The sequence below is a fragment of the Methanosarcina sp. 2.H.A.1B.4 genome (assembly GCF_000979385.1).
Classification (GTDB): Archaea; Halobacteriota; Methanosarcinia; order Methanosarcinales; family Methanosarcinaceae; genus Methanosarcina.
In genome coordinates, this window is record NZ_JJOV01000052.1 from 14,281 (window position 1) to 29,941 (window position 15,661).

Sequence of the window (15,661 nt, forward strand, 5' to 3'; positions counted from 1 at the left end):
AAAAAATTAAATATTGTGATGACATTTGTAAATACATGGAAACAGAATTCAGGAATAATTTACTATCAGCTATTGGATGGTTTATTATCTGGCTTGTTGTCAGGGCGTATTTGAATATTTAAGTTATTTAACTTCTTTATACAGCACAAAAGAAGAAGACATGGAACGGGTGTGCCATTTTTTTCTTTATTTCGTGTTCTCCAGGCCTTCCATGGTTCCGTAGTTTTTGTCTCTTCTTTACCGGGCCTTCACCTGTCATCTTTCTTGCGGCCTGCAGCAGGAGGTAGTTTTGAAACTCTACCGGGTGCCGGCCTTTCCGTAGTTCTTGCTGTACTTCTTGCAGTACTTCCTGCTTCCTGCCTTGATGCCGAATCCCCGGAAGCCTTTGCCTGACCCCTGGACTCATTTCTGGGGCCTGTTTTTTTCCAGTATTTTATGCCTTCCGTGCAGCGCCGGTTTACGCAGAAATCTTCTTCCGGGCTTTCACCTTCTTCTTTTAACCTGAACAGTTTCCAGCCGCAGGTCTGACAGGTTTTATCAAGCAGGGTAAGTTTTCCGGTCTTCGGGGCCGAATGCGTGTACCCGCAGCGCTTCGTACAGCCCAGGAAACGGCTGTCTTTAAAGGAGATCAGGAACATGCTCCCGTCACATTGAGGGCAGGGCCCTACGGTCTCAGGGGGATAGCATTCCTTTTCAAGCTCGCATTTAAAGCAGGGCCCTATGCCAACAGCCCAGTTGTATTTGTTGCCTACCTTCAGGACGGCTGCTCCTTCCTTTTTGCACTCTTTGCTCCTGAGTACTGTGAATGCTCCCGTTTTCGGCAGAGGGAACGAGTTTCTGCAGTCAGGATAACCTGTGCAGCCTACAAAACGCCCCGTGTCCGTCTGCACAATCTTGAGCACGTGCCCGCAAGCCTTACAGGTCCCGATGTAATTTTTCTTGTCTTCAAGGGCGGCTTCGTCCTTGATCGTGCCTGCAATGCTTGAAGTCAGCTCCTTTTTGTTTGCTTCAAGCTGGGCATACATCTCTTTTATCAGGGTTGTGCCTTCATCGAGAGCAGCTTCGAACTCTTTTTTTCCGTCTTCTACTTCCTGGATCAGGGCTTCGATCTTTGAGCGGATGTCTGGCCTGACGAGGATCGGCACAGTCAGGGAGAGCCCTTCCATCAGGGTAAAGCCTGTATCAAGGATCGAGACCGTCTTTCCTTTAGTCTCGAAATACCCTCGCTTCTTGTTTGTTTCTATATGGGACGGAGCTGTTGCTTTTGTTCCTATCCCGTGCTTGTCCATAAGGGTAAGGAGTTCGGCTTCGGTCAACTTCTTCGGGGGGCTGGTTTTGGACTTTGTGTTGCTCAGCTTTTTTATGTCTACTTTCTCTTTTTCCTCTACAAACGGGAGAAGCTTATCTTTTTTATTTTCAAAAGGATAAACTTCGAGCCAGCCTGCATCTTTAAGCACTGTCCCTGAGGAGTCGAAAGGTTCTTCCTGAACCTGCAGGTGAAGGTGAGTCTTTTCAAAAACAGCTGCAGGCATCAGGTTTGCCAGGAAATGCCTTGCAATAAGGTCATAGACCTCTACCGCCTGCGGGATGTTTACTGCAGCACTTATTTCTCTCCTTGCAGCCGCCCGGATGGGGTGGATAGGGGGGTGGTCATGTGCGTCCTTTTCCCCGTTTTTCGGCACTATCGGGGCTGTGAGGATTGACTCGGCAAAGGGCTTATACTCGTTCTGCCTTGCAAAATCAAAGACCAGAGACTTAAAATCAAAATCATCTGCGTATTTATTGGTCTCTGTCCTCGGATAGCTCGTAAACCCTGCAAGGTAGAGCTGTTCTGCAACTTCAAGGGCAGCTTCCGGGCTGATTCCCAGGAACTTTGAAGCCCGTTTCAGATACTCTGTGGTGTTAAGCGGGTTTGGAGGGCTGGTCTTTGCTTCCTTTACCGTCTTCTTTACTACAAGGCCTTCTTTTGCCCCCTTTAACCTTTTGAAGATCTCAACTGCCTTTTCTTTGTCGTGGATGTTTCCTGCCCTGTGGGTACCCTCAAATTCCCCTCCTTTTGCAGCGAAAATTGCAGTAATCTTCCAGAAGTCCTTTGTCTCAAAAGCTCGGATGATCTTTTCCCTTTCATAAACAAAACCGCAGGTGGGTGTCTGGCACGGCCCTATTGAAAGGATGTCTTTTGTCCTTGCTTTTTCCCTGACCGAAAGCGTGACAAAACGTGTAAAAGCTGCCCCCATCTTCAGGTCAAGGATCTGGCGGGCTTCCGCAGCCATTGCCATGTTGTAGTCAGGGTCTACAGGGTTTTCAAAAGCTTTCTTGACTTCTTTTGGGGAAAGGGCCGAAAAACGTGCCCTTGAGATTGGCACGTTTGTAACCTCCTCTGAAAGGGTCTTGGCCTCAAATCCTATGTTTTCCCCTTCCCTGTCGTAGTCGCATGCAAGGATAATTTTGTCTGCCCTTTTTGCCAGGTTTTTCACTGCAGCTGCATACTCTGCCCTGGTCACGAACTTTTCAGGGTAAACTCCAAGGAGTACACCGGGGTCAACCTCATTCCATTTGTTATATTTTTCAGGAAAATCATAGTTCATGATATGCCCGGATAAACCCATCACGAACCATTCTTCCCCTTTCCACTTGAACTCGTAAGCAGGCAGCCCTTCCACTGAGATTTTATCTACTTCCCCCTCGCCCAGAATACTGGCAATCTGGGCCGCTGCCTTATTCTTTTCTGCAAATGCGACAACTGTCATGATGAAAAACCTGAACTCCTGTGATACGGATAAAAGATGAAATGTGGAAAGATCTTCGGGTTTCTTTCTTACAGAGTTTGCTTATAAGTACTTCTGTAAAACCTCAACTCTTTATAATACAATTCCTGCAGGCAGTTTTCTTTGCTTTTTGCGGCAAACATGTAATATACAAGCAATGTGCACGTAATATACACATCACATATGTAATGTGCAAATGTAATGTACAGATCAAAACACAATATGTACATTAGATATCCGTGATTAGATATCCATGTAATGTACCCGCACATGATTTATATATTTCGCCATTTATAGATTATTGGTGGCTTTCCGCAGAATGAAAAGTTATATATCAGTATACCGTTTGTTCTACTTTGCAACCCCGGGCCATAGAGATTAATCGTTATAGTCACAGAGATTAATCGGTGTAGTTAATTATTATAGCTGGGTCGTTTTGTACAACTGATATATTCTTATACTTACCCCCATTCCCCCTCATCATACGGAGTAACAATGACGCTGATGGAAGACGCTAAAAAGGGAATCGTCACCCCCTCAATAGAAGCCGTGGCAAAAGCCGAAGGAATCGACCCCGAAACTGTCCGCTCCTGCGTGGCAAAAGGGCTGATAGCCATCCCCAAAAATAACAGGCGAGAAACCCTCCCTGTCGGGATTGGCAAATATATGAGCACAAAAATCAATGCCAACATAGGCACATCAAGGGACTGCATCGACATCGATGCCGAAATCGAAAAAGCAATAGCTGCAGAAGCCTTCGGGGCTCATGCAGTAATGGATCTCTCCACAGGCGGGGACCTGAATGAGATCCGTACCCGTATCCTTAAAGCCGTAAACATCCCCGTAGGGACCGTCCCGATCTACCAGGCTGCAGCTTCCCAGAAAGTTGTCGTGGAAATGACCTCTGACGACATGTTCAACGCTGTCAGAAAGCATGCAGAACAGGGCGTGGACTTTGTAACCGTGCATGCCGGAGTCAACTTAAATTCTCTCGAACGTCTGCGCCAGAGCGACCGGATCATGAACGTGGTCAGCCGCGGAGGTTCTTTTACCCTTGCCTGGATGCTGCACAACGGGGAAGACAACCCCTTCTTTGCCGAATTTGATTATCTCCTTGAAATCGCAAAAGAATATGACATGACCCTGAGCCTTGGAGACGGCATGCGCCCGGGCTGTATTGCTGATGCTTCCGACCGTCCCAAGTTTATGGAGTTCATCACCCTCGGAGAGCTCGTAAAGCGGGCCCGCGCAGTCGATGTCCAGACCTTTGTGGAAGGCCCGGGCCACGTCCCCTTAAACGAGATTGAACTCAGCGTAAGGGGTATGAAAGAGCTCTGCGACGGAGCCCCCCTCTACCTCCTCGGCCCCCTCGTTACCGATATCGCTCCTGGCTTTGATCACATCACCGGGGCAATCGGGGGCGCAGTTGCCGGGATGTACGGCACGGACTTCCTCTGCATGGTAACTCCCTCCGAACACCTCGCCCTCCCCTCCCTCGAAGATATTAAAGAGGGCCTGCTCGTAACAAAGATTGCAGCCCACACTATCGACCTCCTGAAAGAAGGCCCAAGGGAACGCGCCTGGGAGCAGGACACAGCCATGGCCTATGCCCGCAGGGACCTTGACTGGGAAAAGCAGTTCGAACTTGCAATAGACGGCGACCGCGCCCGCAAAATCCGGGACGCCCGAAAGACGGAAAGCGACGCCTGTTCCATGTGCGGCGAACTCTGTGCCGTTAAGATTGTAAAGGAAGCCTTCGAGGAAAAGAAGAACGAAAAGTGAAGATGGAAGAGTGAATTCTTTCATTTCTTTTTTTTCCAATTCTTTTTCTTCTTTCAATTTCTTTTCTTCTTTTAATTTCTTTTCTTCTTTCTCAAAAGGACTGGCGGTTCTTTATTGGTCGGTTAGCATTATTCAGGCATCCGGAGATGAAACTTTCATTTTTCTCTTCTGCGCCTTTTGGGACTAAAGCCCGCCTCCCGGGGTAAGAAGAAATAACAGTCGAATTCATGCTGGTATTAAGAAAAACCAATTACTCAAAAGAAATGTCTCCCTTGCCCGAAAAATACTTCCTCCTACCCTGAAAAACGTTATTTAATCCACAGGTAAATATAAGAGCCTCCGCCAGCTTGTCTGGCGGCTCTGCAAAAAAAGACAGAAGACGAAAGAAAAAAGATAAAAAGAGACTGGAAAAATAATATTTTTCAGATAGAATTTGTTTTCTCTTTCTCGGGCATCTTTACAGGTTTTCAGGTTGTTTTGCTGCTTTTTTTGTTGATCCCTTATCGGACTTCCCGGTCATTTATATCTGTTAGTTTCTTACAGTGTTCTCAGTAGTTTTCACTTTCGGGCTTATATTTTTTCATCTTCTTTTGTCTGAAAGGCCGCTCTCCTGCGTCGAGCGTGACAAAAACGACATGGTATGGCGAATAAGTTTGTACGGGTCAGAAAGATCTAATTTAGTCCGCATTTGCGAAGCTCACTGCTATAACCCATAAATTAGCCCTCTTGAGCGCAGCGAAAAGGGCCGCGTACTCCCGAGGCGCAATTCGGGTGCCGAAGCGAAACTCGGGAAGCGAAACTCGGGCGAGCAACCAGATAATAGTGGACGACTTAACAGTTTACCTTAACAGTTTATCTTATCAGTTTATCTTATGAATTTATAACTTATCAGCTCGTTAATTTTATTCTGGGAGCACTATTTCGTGGGGACTGCGTGCTTTTTCAGAGAGTTGCCAGTTACCTGTGTTTTTTGTATAACTATTGGGAGCTTTTCGGGTATTTAATAATTGATGCGCTGGTTATTATGAGCAAAGTGTTGTTGCGTTTATTTTTTAGTGTCTTTCTGGTTTCTGTTTTTCTGTCAGGAGCTCTGATTTCCTGTTTTTCAGACATGCAGAGGGCTTCTGCAGTTGAATTCACCCTGGCTGAAAACAACAGTGAAAACAGCAGTATTTCCGCAGACAAGGGATGGCAGGCTATTTCTTCCAGAGATACTTTAAACCCTGCACAGAAGAAGCTCTCAAGTGACCTGCTGCAGTTGAGTGATGAGCGCTATCTGTCCGGAGAAGAATCTTCTGAGACTCTGAGAGCTCGTATGGTTAAGCTGGGACAGTTGAGTCAGGCAGATCCTGTTTCGAGAAGGGTGGTTCTTTCAGGAGAAAACCCGGAGAATGCTGAGAATACTGAGAATACTGAGAATACTGAGAATCCTGCAGGTTCGGGGGAAAATGCCAGCGAATCTTCTTCTTATCCGGATGAAAAAGTTTATGTTTACGTTTCTCTGGAGTTTTTTGCAAACAGCAGCATACTTGACGGGTACTGCGAGGTTACGGATAGGGATGAAGAAAATCATATTGCAGTAGCATGGGTCCCGCTTGAATCTCTTGAGAAGCTGGCTGCTCTTTCTGAGGTAAGGAATATTCAAACTGTCCTGCCCCCTTTTATCAGGCAGGGGAGCACGGTTTCGGAAGGGGACTCAATTCTTAACTCTTCCAGCCTCAGGGAACTCTACGGCGTAAATGGGACAGGAATAAAAATCGGAATCATATCTGACGGCGTGGACAGCCTTAAGGATGCGCAGGCTACGGACGATCTTTCTTCTGATGTGCATGTTCTGAGCAATAAGATCGGAGGAAATGAAGGCACGAATATGCTTGAAATTGTCCATGATATCGCGCCCGGGGCAGAACTGTATTTCCACGACTGCGGAAACAGCAGGCTCGAATTCAATGGAGCGGTCGATGCCCTTGTTAACGAAGGATGTATTGTAATCTGTGACGATATAGGCTGGCTTTCCGAACCTTTCTTTGAAGATGGGATAGTGGCAGACCATGTAAAAGAGGTTGTAAAAGAGCATGATCTCCTTTACGTAAGCTCTGCAGGAAATTCCGGAGACAGCCATTACCAGGGGTCTTTCTATGACAACGGGAGTGGCTGGCATGATTTCAGCAGTGGGCAGGGAAAGGTAGAGAACCTGCAGCTCGAAATCCAGTCCTCAGGAGAGGTATGGGTTTTTCTCCAGTGGGATGACAGGTGGAAACATTCGGGAAATAACTATGACCTTTTCCTTAAAGACAGGAATACTTTAGAGACCATAGCGTCCAGTGAAGTTTATCAGGACGGGGACAATCTGCCCCTTGAATATATAATGTATACCAATAGTGGAAAAAACACCCTTAACGCTTCTATCGAGGTCCGAAAAACTTCCGGGGAAGCCAGAGAACTCGAGCTCTACATTTACTACTGGCCTGGGGTAATGCTCAGGTCTGCAAACATCGTTGCCGAAGATTCTATTTTCGGGCACCCGGCACTGCCTGAAGTAATAACTGTAGGGGCAGTTGGTACAGGGGAATCCGGTGATTATTATATAGAGTCCTTCTCTTCCGTTGGCCCTGTTACACTCTCCTATCCTTCTCCGGAAATTCGCCCTAAAACAGACCTCTCAGGGATTGATGGCGTAAGTGTCACAGGTGCAGGCGGGATTTCAGAGCAGTTTTATGGCACAAGCGCCTCTTCTCCTCACGTTGCAGCCATTGCAGGGCTGGTCTGGAGCGCGTCTCCGGAAAAGTCAGCTATGGATATAAGGCGGCTGCTTTACACCTCATCAACCGACCTCGGTGAGCCCGGATATGATCCTGTTTTCGGACACGGGCTTGTAGACGCCCTCAGGATGCATGAACAGGCATCAGCCGATCCTTCCACTTTTACTGTGAAAACAGACGGTAGCGGGGATTTTCCCTCAATTTCGGATGCCATAAACAGTAGCAAGCCTGGAGATTCCATTCTTGTTTATCCGGGAAAGTACAGGGAAAACGTGGATGTGCCCTGGGCTCTCAATATAAGTTCTGCTTCCGGAAAGCCCGAGGATACTATTCTCGAAGCTGAAAACTCAGCGAAGCCTGCCTTTCATGTGACTGCAAATTCTGCAAAGATAAGCGGGTTTGGGATAAACGGCTCTGGCTGGGCTGGCGTATACCTGGAAAGTGCAACAGCCTGTATGCTTGCGAATAATAAGGTGTCAGGTTGCAGTCCGGGAGTCCTGCTGGAAGAGTCCTTTAACAACACTCTTACAGGAAATAACATCTCAGATAATGCGGAAGGGCTCAGGTTAACAGACTCTTTCCTGAACTTGATCCTTGAAAACGAGTTTGATAACAGTATCAATATCAATGAAAGTTCTGCAGGAAAAACAGGGCTTTCAAACACCTGGAACACGGTTGAAGAGGTACGCTATCTTTATAATGGCGGGGTTTATGAAAGTCGATTTGGAAACTTTTACTCTGATTATGAGGGGCCGGACGCAGACGGTAGCGGGATAGGTGACATCCCTTATGGCAGTGATTCTTCTCCCCTTATTGCCAGATTGGCAGCATATTCCACGGGTTTTGAGGTAGGGAGTACAGCTCCTGCCCAGGATACTGTTTCAATTGAGGAGGAAACCCTGGAATTCGCAATTAGGTCTACGAGAAACTGCACTTTCAGCTGGTTGCTAAACGGAGTCCTGCTGCAGACAAACGAATTTGTTTCTTCTGCCGTTCTTTCCATAAATACTGGCGAACTTACAGGCAGCGTAACAGAGAGCAACATTTCTACCCCTCTCCCGGCTGAATACAATCTGACAGTTATTGCGGCAAACGGCTCTTCAACCCTGCAGCACAGCTGGAACCTGACAACCTCTCCTGTAGAAGAAGGGACAGGCACGCAGGAGAACACAAATGAAGATAATGTGACCAGGGGCAGCATTTCAGGAGGAGGTAACGAAAAGAGTGCAGTAGACGGTGGAAGCGGTGGAAGCGGAGGGAGCGGAGGAAGCGGTGCAGGTAGTGCAGGCGGTTCCCCTGAGCCCTCAAGTAATGTCGAAAGCAAGGAACTGGCGCAGAATATCGTTGCCAGTGGAAGCCATATTCGGTTCGGTTTTTCCAGAAACGCAACACCTGTGACAGCCGTGGAATTTGATGCCAGGAAAAACGCCGGAAAAGTTACAGTCACCGTGGAAATGCTAAAAAACCTGTCAGTTCTGGTTTCAGGCCTGCCGGAAGGCGAGGTTTACAGACACTTCAATATCTGGGCTGGCAACAGTGGATTTGCATCTCCGGAAAATATTGAGAATCCAACAGTCAGCTTCAGGGTAGAAAAAGATTGGCTTTCCGAAAATGGAATTGTCCCAGCTTCAGTTTCTCTCTACAGGTACTCTGCCACAAACTGGACAGAACTTTCTTCCGGGATTACCGGAGAAGATGAGTCATTCTTCTATTTTGAATCCGAAACTCCGGGTTTTGCATCTTTTGCAGTCGTTGGCCAGAAGCAGAGTGGGTCTTTACAGTTTCCTTCTCATGCCGGCATGCAGAATAACTCGCCTGAAACAGGCCCGGACGGAGCTCCGGAAATCTGGATCACGCGTGAAAATGCAGACAACTCCACAGAAGAAGGCAACGAAGAAGAGGGCAACGAAGATAACAGGAATATTCCATCCCCTGGTTTTGTAACATGTCTCGTCCTTTTGCTCGCAGGCACACTATGGATTAAAAAACAGTGAGCGATGATGGAAAAATAAGAGAAAAAAATAGGGCAAAAATATAAGCCAAAAAGTAAAAACAATTGATGACACCTATAAGAAACTCACAGGTAGAAATGACCGGGAAGTCCGATAAGAGATCAACAAAAAAACAGCAAGAAAAGCAACCTAAAAACCTTTAAAGATGCCAAAGAAAGATAAATCAATTTTTATCTGAATAATATTATTTTTTCGGTCTCTTTTTGTCCTTTTTCTTCTATGTTCGGTCTTCTTTTTTATAGGCCGCCAGACAAGCTGGCGGGGGCGCTTATATTTAATGTGGATTTAAATGAGGCTCCCGTGGTCAAGGGGAGTATTTCTCGAGCTGGAGGGGCATTAACCGATGAATTAAGAGATTCTTTAACGCAATATTTGGAAACTCTTTTAAAGGAATATCCATTTACCTGATAATATATTTTTAAGAAGAGAGGATTACAAATGACAGAAGTGCTTTACTTCCTTAACTGTTACCTGAGAGAATTTGAAGCAACCGTCGAAAAAGTAACGGATGATAAGTATATTGTTCTTGACCGCACGGCTTTCTATCCCGAGAGCGGAGGCCAGCCCAGTGATGCCGGAAAGCTTGTCCGTGAGTCCGACGGAGCTGAGTTTGAGGTTGTCTATGTCGGCAAGTTCAATGGGGACATAAGCCATGAAATTGCCCCGGCAGGTGAAAACGCAGCTTCAGGCCTGAAAGCCGGGGACAGGGTAAAAGGAGTCATTGACTGGGACCGGCGCTACATGCACATGCGGATGCATACGGCAACCCATGTAATAGCCAACGTGATCGAAAAAGAAGCCGGAGCCCAGATTACCGGGAACCAGCTCGGGCTTGACCAGAGCCGGGTGGATTTCAGCCTTGAAGCTTTTGACAGGGACAAATTCGCCGAATACGAAAAAATAGCAAATGAGGTAATAGCCGGAAACCATCCTGTAAATTTCTACCTGGTCAGCCGCGAAGAAGCCGAAGAAAAACTCTCAAGGCTTACCACGCTTGCCAAAGGTTTCTCCGAAGAGATCACCGAAGTCCGCCTTGTAGAAATCGAAGGCGTGACAATTGAAGCCTGCGGCGGGACGCACCTGAAAAACACAGGAGAGATTAAGGGAATAAAGATCGAAAAACTTCAGAACAAGGGGAAGAGCAACAGGAGAATGTATTTTACGCTAGTGGACTGAATAGGGATATTTCTTCAATTCAGTCCAAATTTTCTTTTTTCAGGATTTTCGAAGAACATTCGCCCTTATCTCTCAGATATCAAGTATTATATCTCAGATATCAAGTATGATACTATTCTATCTTGAGTCTGATTATAACTCCTAATGAGGAACTATAATATTATTTAGTCAAGTTTATATATACGAACTATTCAATTTATACTTCGTAGATCTTTTCTTACTATAACTTGTATAATCCTGTACTTTAAAAATGGTTATGCTATTTTGAGAACATGGTGACATTAAACTATGAGTGGTATCAGGAATATCACTGAAAAGGAAAGGGAAGAAGAATTTATTGCAGCTCAGGAAGAGGTGCATTTGCAGGAAAAACTTAAACTGCTTAGCTGGGCAGTCGAATCCTCAAATATTGTCCTCATTACTACGGATTTTACAGGGAACCTGAAATATGTGAATCCTGTAGTGCCCAAAATATGGGGATACGAAGCTGACGAAATTCTGTGGCATCCTGCTTCTCAGTTCTGGAACTCTCCATCAGAAGTGATGAAGGCAGGAGATGAATGCAGGGCAAGAGGTGAATGGGATGGTGAACTGGTTGCCAGAAGAAAAAACGGGACACTGTTCGATGCCCACGTATCTTTAAATATATTAAGGGACGGTGATGGAAAAGTCATCGGGATTGTAGGCTCGCTTTTTGACATCACTGAGCGCAAGCGGGCAGAGAATGAGTTGAAAATAAGAACTGAAGAGCTTTCGCTGTCAAAACAGCGGCTCGATATTGCACTCGAAGCTGCAGGGATGGGGACCTGGGAATGGGACTATCTCAACAATAGAATTACATGGGACGAAACCCTCTTTCGTCTGGCGGGCATATAGAAGGAAGAATTTCTCCAGACTCATGAAAATTTACTTGAACTTTCTAATAGAGCTCTGCCTCCCGAAGATAATATTCGGGTGCTGAATATATTTCGGGAAGTTGTGGAAGGAAAGACCGACAACTATGATTTTGAACATGATTTACTCCATCCTGATGGGACCATACGTCATTTTCTGGTTAAAGGGAAAGCTCAGCGGAGCCCTGAGGGTAAACTTTTACATTTGATCGGGACGGCAATGGATGCCACGAAAAAGAAAATTGCTGAAGACGCCCTGAGGAGAAGTGAATCAAATCTCGCCAGAGCCCAGGCAATGGCTCATCTGGGCAGTTACTCCCTTGACATCCGGACGGGGGAAGTTTGCTGGTCAGAGGGACTTAAAGCTATATGGGGCTATGAACCCGATCAAAAGCTTTCATTAGAAATGGCTACTTCCCGGATTCATCCTGAAGACCGGAAAAGCATTTGTGAAGCATTTCAAACTGCAGTAAAGGAGAAATATCAATTCAATTCTGAGTACCGGATTGTAAGGCCTGATGGTTCGGTTCGCTACGTCCATGACCAGGGAGAAATCAGCCTTGATGAGAAGGGAACCCCGATCAGGATGTTCGGGACAACTCAGGACATTTCGGAAAGAAAACTCCTGGAAGAACAGCTTCTTAACGCAAAAGAAGCAGCAGAAACTGCAAACCGGGCAAAAGGGGATTTCCTTGCCAATATGAGCCATGAAATACGTACTCCTATGAACGCAGTTCTTGGAATGCTTGACCTGCTGCTGGAAACCAGCCTTAAGGATGAGCAGAGGGAATACCTCCAGCTTGCCCACTTCTCGGCAGAATCTCTCCTTTCTATAATCGACAACGTGCTTGATTTCTCAAAAATTGAAAAAAATAAAATCGAGCTTGAAAAGATCAGTTTCGATCTTGAAAGCCTCATATCCCATATCATTAACTTACTTTTTGGAAAAGCAAACTCAAGCGGACTAAAACTGGCTTTTCATATTGAAGAGAGCCTCCCGTCCACCTTCATAGGGGACCCGATTCGCCTCAAACAGGTTCTGTTTAACCTTCTAGGCAATGCAATAAAGTTCACTAAAGAGGGAGAAGTTGTCCTTTCAGTTGAGGCATACATGCCATCGGATAGGGAATATGATGGGCTGTCGAACCCTGATTTAGAAGAAGAGATGATACTCCTTTTCAAGGTAAGAGATACTGGAATTGGAATCCCTCCTGAAAACCTTTCCAGAATATTCGATTCCTTCACACAAGCTGACGCCTCTGTCACAAGGGAATACGGTGGGACCGGCCTCGGGCTTGCAATATCTTCTCAACTTGTCGAGCTTATGGGCGGCAGGTTATGGGTGGAGAGCAAGGTAAGGAAAGGCAGCACTTTTTATTTCACTGTCAGGGTAATAAAACAGACAGGCAAAGAAGGCCAGGAGCAGGAAAAAAGATCTCCGGAAGAAAACCCATTACCGTGCCCGGAAGATACCGAAAATTATGGAAAAGGAATATTCGGAAAAAGCCTGAATATCCTTCTTGCCGAGGATCACCCGATAAATCAAAAATTAATTGTGAGTCTTCTTGAGAAAAAGGGGCATAACCTTACCCTTGTTACTAACGGAAAAGATGCGCTTGATGCCCTCTCCAGAAGAGATTTTGACGCTGTGATGATGGACGTCCAGATGCCGGGCATGGATGGGCTGGAAGCTACTCGAAGGATAAGGGACCCTTCTTCCGGAGTGAGATGGCATGAAATTCCGATAATAGCTTTTACTGCCCGGGCTCTGAAAGAAGATAATGAAAAATGTATTGAAGCAGGTATGAACTATTATATTTCAAAGCCCCTGAAAAAAGAAAAACTCTTCATGGTACTGGAAGACATCAGGTCCGGAAAAATTACTCCTGAAAGAGTATCTTCAGATACAAAATACGAATCCTCTTATTCGGGTAGGACAAAGGAATCTACTGGGATGGAGAAAATATCCCCTTACACAGGGACAACAACCACGGAAAGTATAGGTTTTGATTTTCCGGAAGACCTGGTTTTTGACCTGAAAGAAGTGCTTGAAAGGACAGAGGGTGACGAGACACTCTTAATGGAAATGGTTAAAATTTTCCTTGAGACGTCGCCGGAGTTGCTGGATTCCATAAATAATGCTATAAGAAAAGGAGAGGCTGAAGAACTCAGTCAAAGTGCACACATTTTAAAAAGTGCAGCAGGAAGCATAGGGGCAAACAGGGTCTTCAGGGCTGCTTATTACCTTGAGCAGATAGGGCGAAAAAACCGAATGGATTTAGCCTCAAACAAATTTGAAGAAATAAAATTCCGACTTGAAGAACTTGAACCGGTCCTTATCAGGTATCTTGAAAGCCAGGCATGTTAGTTCGGCTGGCAGTTTCCAGTTTTGCTTTTAGTTTCCGGCTTTCAACGGGAGGCAAGCTTGTGAAAGTTCTGATTGCTGAAGATGAACCGATTTCCAATTTGTGGCTTAAAAATATGTTGACCAGATATGGTTATGAAGTCATTTCCACGCGCAATGGATGCGAAGCCTGGGAGGTTTTGAAAGGATGCGACCCTCCGGGAGTTGTAATTCTCGACTGGGAGATGCCAAAAATGAAGGGTATAGAGGTCTGCGAAAAAATAAGGAAAGATCCCCGGATAAGCAGCATGTATATAATCCTTATAACCGGCAGAGACCTGAATGAGGACATTGAGGTTGGTTTTAAGGCAGGTGCCGATGATTACCTCAAGAAGCCTTTTAATAACCAGAAACTAAAAGCAAAACTGGAAACTGCCAGGAGAACTCTGGGACTCTAATTTACATTTCCTATAATTCCCTTCGTTTTGTTTTCTCCTGTTTTTGAGGTATATGAGGATTTTTTCGGACTATTCCTGCTTTCGGGTCGTTCCTGCCTTCTATACTGTTTTTATAGAACGAAGCGTAAAACCCCCAGGTTTTACCCAGGGGCAGTTCACTACTGTTTTCTTATACTGTTTTTAACTTTTTCAGTTTTACCCTGGATTTCATCCCATCCTTTCACTCAGCTAATCCAGAAGAGCATGACAAGGAAAGCTGCATAAAATGCCATCATTGCTACTCCTTCCCATCTTTTTATTTCCCAGCCCGTGCTGATAAACACCAGAAGGATCAGGCTTATGACTATCATGACAGGAGTCGTAAAGAAGAGACTTATTTCTGCAACGGCTATGGGATACAGAAGCCCGGAAAGTCCGAGGATCAAGAATACGTTTGTGATGTTAGAACCTATGATGTTACCAAGGGCTATGCTTCCATAACCCTTCCTTGCTGCAGATACGGTTACCACAAGTTCCGGGAGGGAAGTCCCTACAGCGACCAGAGTCGTGCCTATGATAGTGTCCGGGACCCCTAAGAGTTCTGCAAAGAAGATAGACTCTTCCACAAAATACTTTGCCCCGATTACAATTGCTGCACAGCTTAACACGAGGGTAAAGATATCTTTTGCAAAGCCTCCCTCTAATCGGCCATTTCCATTTTCTGAGCCTGAGGTTCTGTTACGGTTTGCGCCATTGATCTTTTGCATTGCACTGTTTATATACTTGAATTTGACAAAATACTTCAGAAACTCTTTGAAATAGGGTTTCCCTCCGTATATTTCTCCTTCCTCAAACAGGAAAAATACATAAGCGATATACAGCAGTACAAAGATACCTGATTCGATTATTGACAATTCTCCATTGAGGGCAAAAACAAAGAAGAGCACAGATGAAAAGAGCATGATATACCCATCTCTTTTGAGCATCTCAACTTCGGTTTTCATCGGGGAAAGAAATGCAGCAAGCCCAACAATTAGCCCTATGTTAACAATGTTTGAGCCTACAACGTTTCCTATTACAATACCGCTTGCATGCTGGATAGACGCGACCATGGAAGAAGCAAGTTCCGGGATTGATGTCCCTACTGCTACCAGAGTCAGCCCTATGATAAATTCAGAAACGCCAAGCTTTTTTGCAATCGTCGAGGCTGCCTTTACAAAATAGTCTGAACCCTTGACCAGAAAGACCAGGCCAAGTAAAAGAATGAGGAAATTCATTGTGATCATAAAATCACATCTGATATGTTTTTCGGCTGTTTGATCATTATCGGTTCAAGCTTTAATCTGAATAACTTTTATTAAAAGCTTTCAGTAAAAAGAGAATTAAGAGGGAGCTATTCAGGCGGCTATTCAGGCAGCCTTTTGAAGGCTATACAATAAGATTACACAAAGATAGAATACAAGTCCGGCAGGGGCTGTGAAGGCAGC

General features: G+C 45.4%; 9 protein-coding genes. 7 read left to right on the forward strand and 2 right to left on the reverse strand.

Going from position 1 to position 15,661, the window contains the following annotated elements:
* Nucleotides 1–248: 248 nt before the first annotated feature.
* Complete coding sequence (locus tag EO92_RS08205; protein WP_048170755.1) at nt 249–2,750, reverse strand: DNA topoisomerase; 2,502 nt, start codon at nt 2,748–2,750, stop codon at nt 249–251.
* A 513-nt stretch (nt 2,751–3,263) separates the two neighbouring features.
* Here EO92_RS08205 and thiC point away from each other — a divergent pair.
* The 7 genes from thiC (at nt 3,264) to EO92_RS08235 (ending at nt 14,195) form a co-directional block, all read left to right on the forward strand.
* A complete protein-coding gene (thiC, locus tag EO92_RS08210; RefSeq protein ID WP_048170762.1) occupies nt 3,264–4,550 on the forward strand; it encodes a phosphomethylpyrimidine synthase ThiC in 1,287 nt (428 codons plus the stop codon).
* A gap of 1,111 nt (nt 4,551–5,661) precedes the next feature.
* Nucleotides 5,662–9,306 (forward strand): PGF-pre-PGF domain-containing protein, encoded by a 3,645-nt coding sequence (locus EO92_RS08215; RefSeq protein ID WP_048170763.1) that lies wholly within the window; start codon nt 5,662–5,664, stop codon nt 9,304–9,306.
* A 237-nt stretch (nt 9,307–9,543) separates the two neighbouring features.
* Entirely contained in the window at nt 9,544–9,732 is a 189-nt protein-coding gene (locus tag EO92_RS18100; protein WP_162197460.1) for a hypothetical protein, read from the forward strand.
* A 30-nt stretch (nt 9,733–9,762) separates the two neighbouring features.
* Nucleotides 9,763–10,500: an alanyl-tRNA editing protein AlaXM gene (gene alaXM / locus EO92_RS08220; RefSeq protein WP_048170765.1), complete on the forward strand. Its 738-nt coding sequence runs from the start codon at nt 9,763–9,765 to the stop codon at nt 10,498–10,500.
* 288 nt (nt 10,501–10,788) lie between these two features.
* The gene (locus EO92_RS08225; RefSeq protein ID WP_048170776.1) at nt 10,789–11,376 is read left to right on the forward strand and encodes a PAS domain S-box protein; all 588 of its coding nucleotides are present in this window, start codon (nt 10,789–10,791) and stop codon (nt 11,374–11,376) included.
* A 54-nt stretch (nt 11,377–11,430) separates the two neighbouring features.
* Nucleotides 11,431–13,761 (forward strand): ATP-binding protein, encoded by a 2,331-nt coding sequence (locus EO92_RS08230; protein ID WP_255350337.1) that lies wholly within the window; start codon nt 11,431–11,433, stop codon nt 13,759–13,761.
* A gap of 59 nt (nt 13,762–13,820) precedes the next feature.
* Nucleotides 13,821–14,195: a PleD family two-component system response regulator gene (locus EO92_RS08235; RefSeq protein ID WP_048170824.1), complete on the forward strand. Its 375-nt coding sequence runs from the start codon at nt 13,821–13,823 to the stop codon at nt 14,193–14,195.
* 224 nt (nt 14,196–14,419) lie between these two features.
* On the opposite strand, the gene EO92_RS08240 is transcribed toward EO92_RS08235, so the two are convergent.
* Complete coding sequence (locus tag EO92_RS08240; RefSeq protein WP_048170778.1) at nt 14,420–15,460, reverse strand: calcium/sodium antiporter; 1,041 nt, start codon at nt 15,458–15,460, stop codon at nt 14,420–14,422.
* Between the last annotated feature and the right edge of the window lie 201 nt (nt 15,461–15,661).

Bases quoted from the DNA above. Each gene is read 5' to 3' on its own strand.
- EO92_RS08205 (WP_048170755.1), bottom strand. From the start codon at position 2,750: ATGACAGTTGTCGCATTTGCAGAAAAGAATAAGGCAGCGGCCCAGATT.
- EO92_RS08215 (WP_048170763.1), top strand. From the start codon at position 5,662: ATGCAGAGGGCTTCTGCAGTTGAATTCACCCTGGCTGAAAACAACAGT.
- alaXM (WP_048170765.1), top strand. From the start codon at position 9,763: ATGACAGAAGTGCTTTACTTCCTTAACTGTTACCTGAGAGAATTTGAA.
- EO92_RS08225 (WP_048170776.1), top strand. From the start codon at position 10,789: ATGAGTGGTATCAGGAATATCACTGAAAAGGAAAGGGAAGAAGAATTT.
- EO92_RS18100 (WP_162197460.1), top strand. From the start codon at position 9,544: ATGTTCGGTCTTCTTTTTTATAGGCCGCCAGACAAGCTGGCGGGGGCG.
- EO92_RS08240 (WP_048170778.1), bottom strand. From the start codon at position 15,460: ATGATCACAATGAATTTCCTCATTCTTTTACTTGGCCTGGTCTTTCTG.
- thiC (WP_048170762.1), top strand. From the start codon at position 3,264: ATGACGCTGATGGAAGACGCTAAAAAGGGAATCGTCACCCCCTCAATA.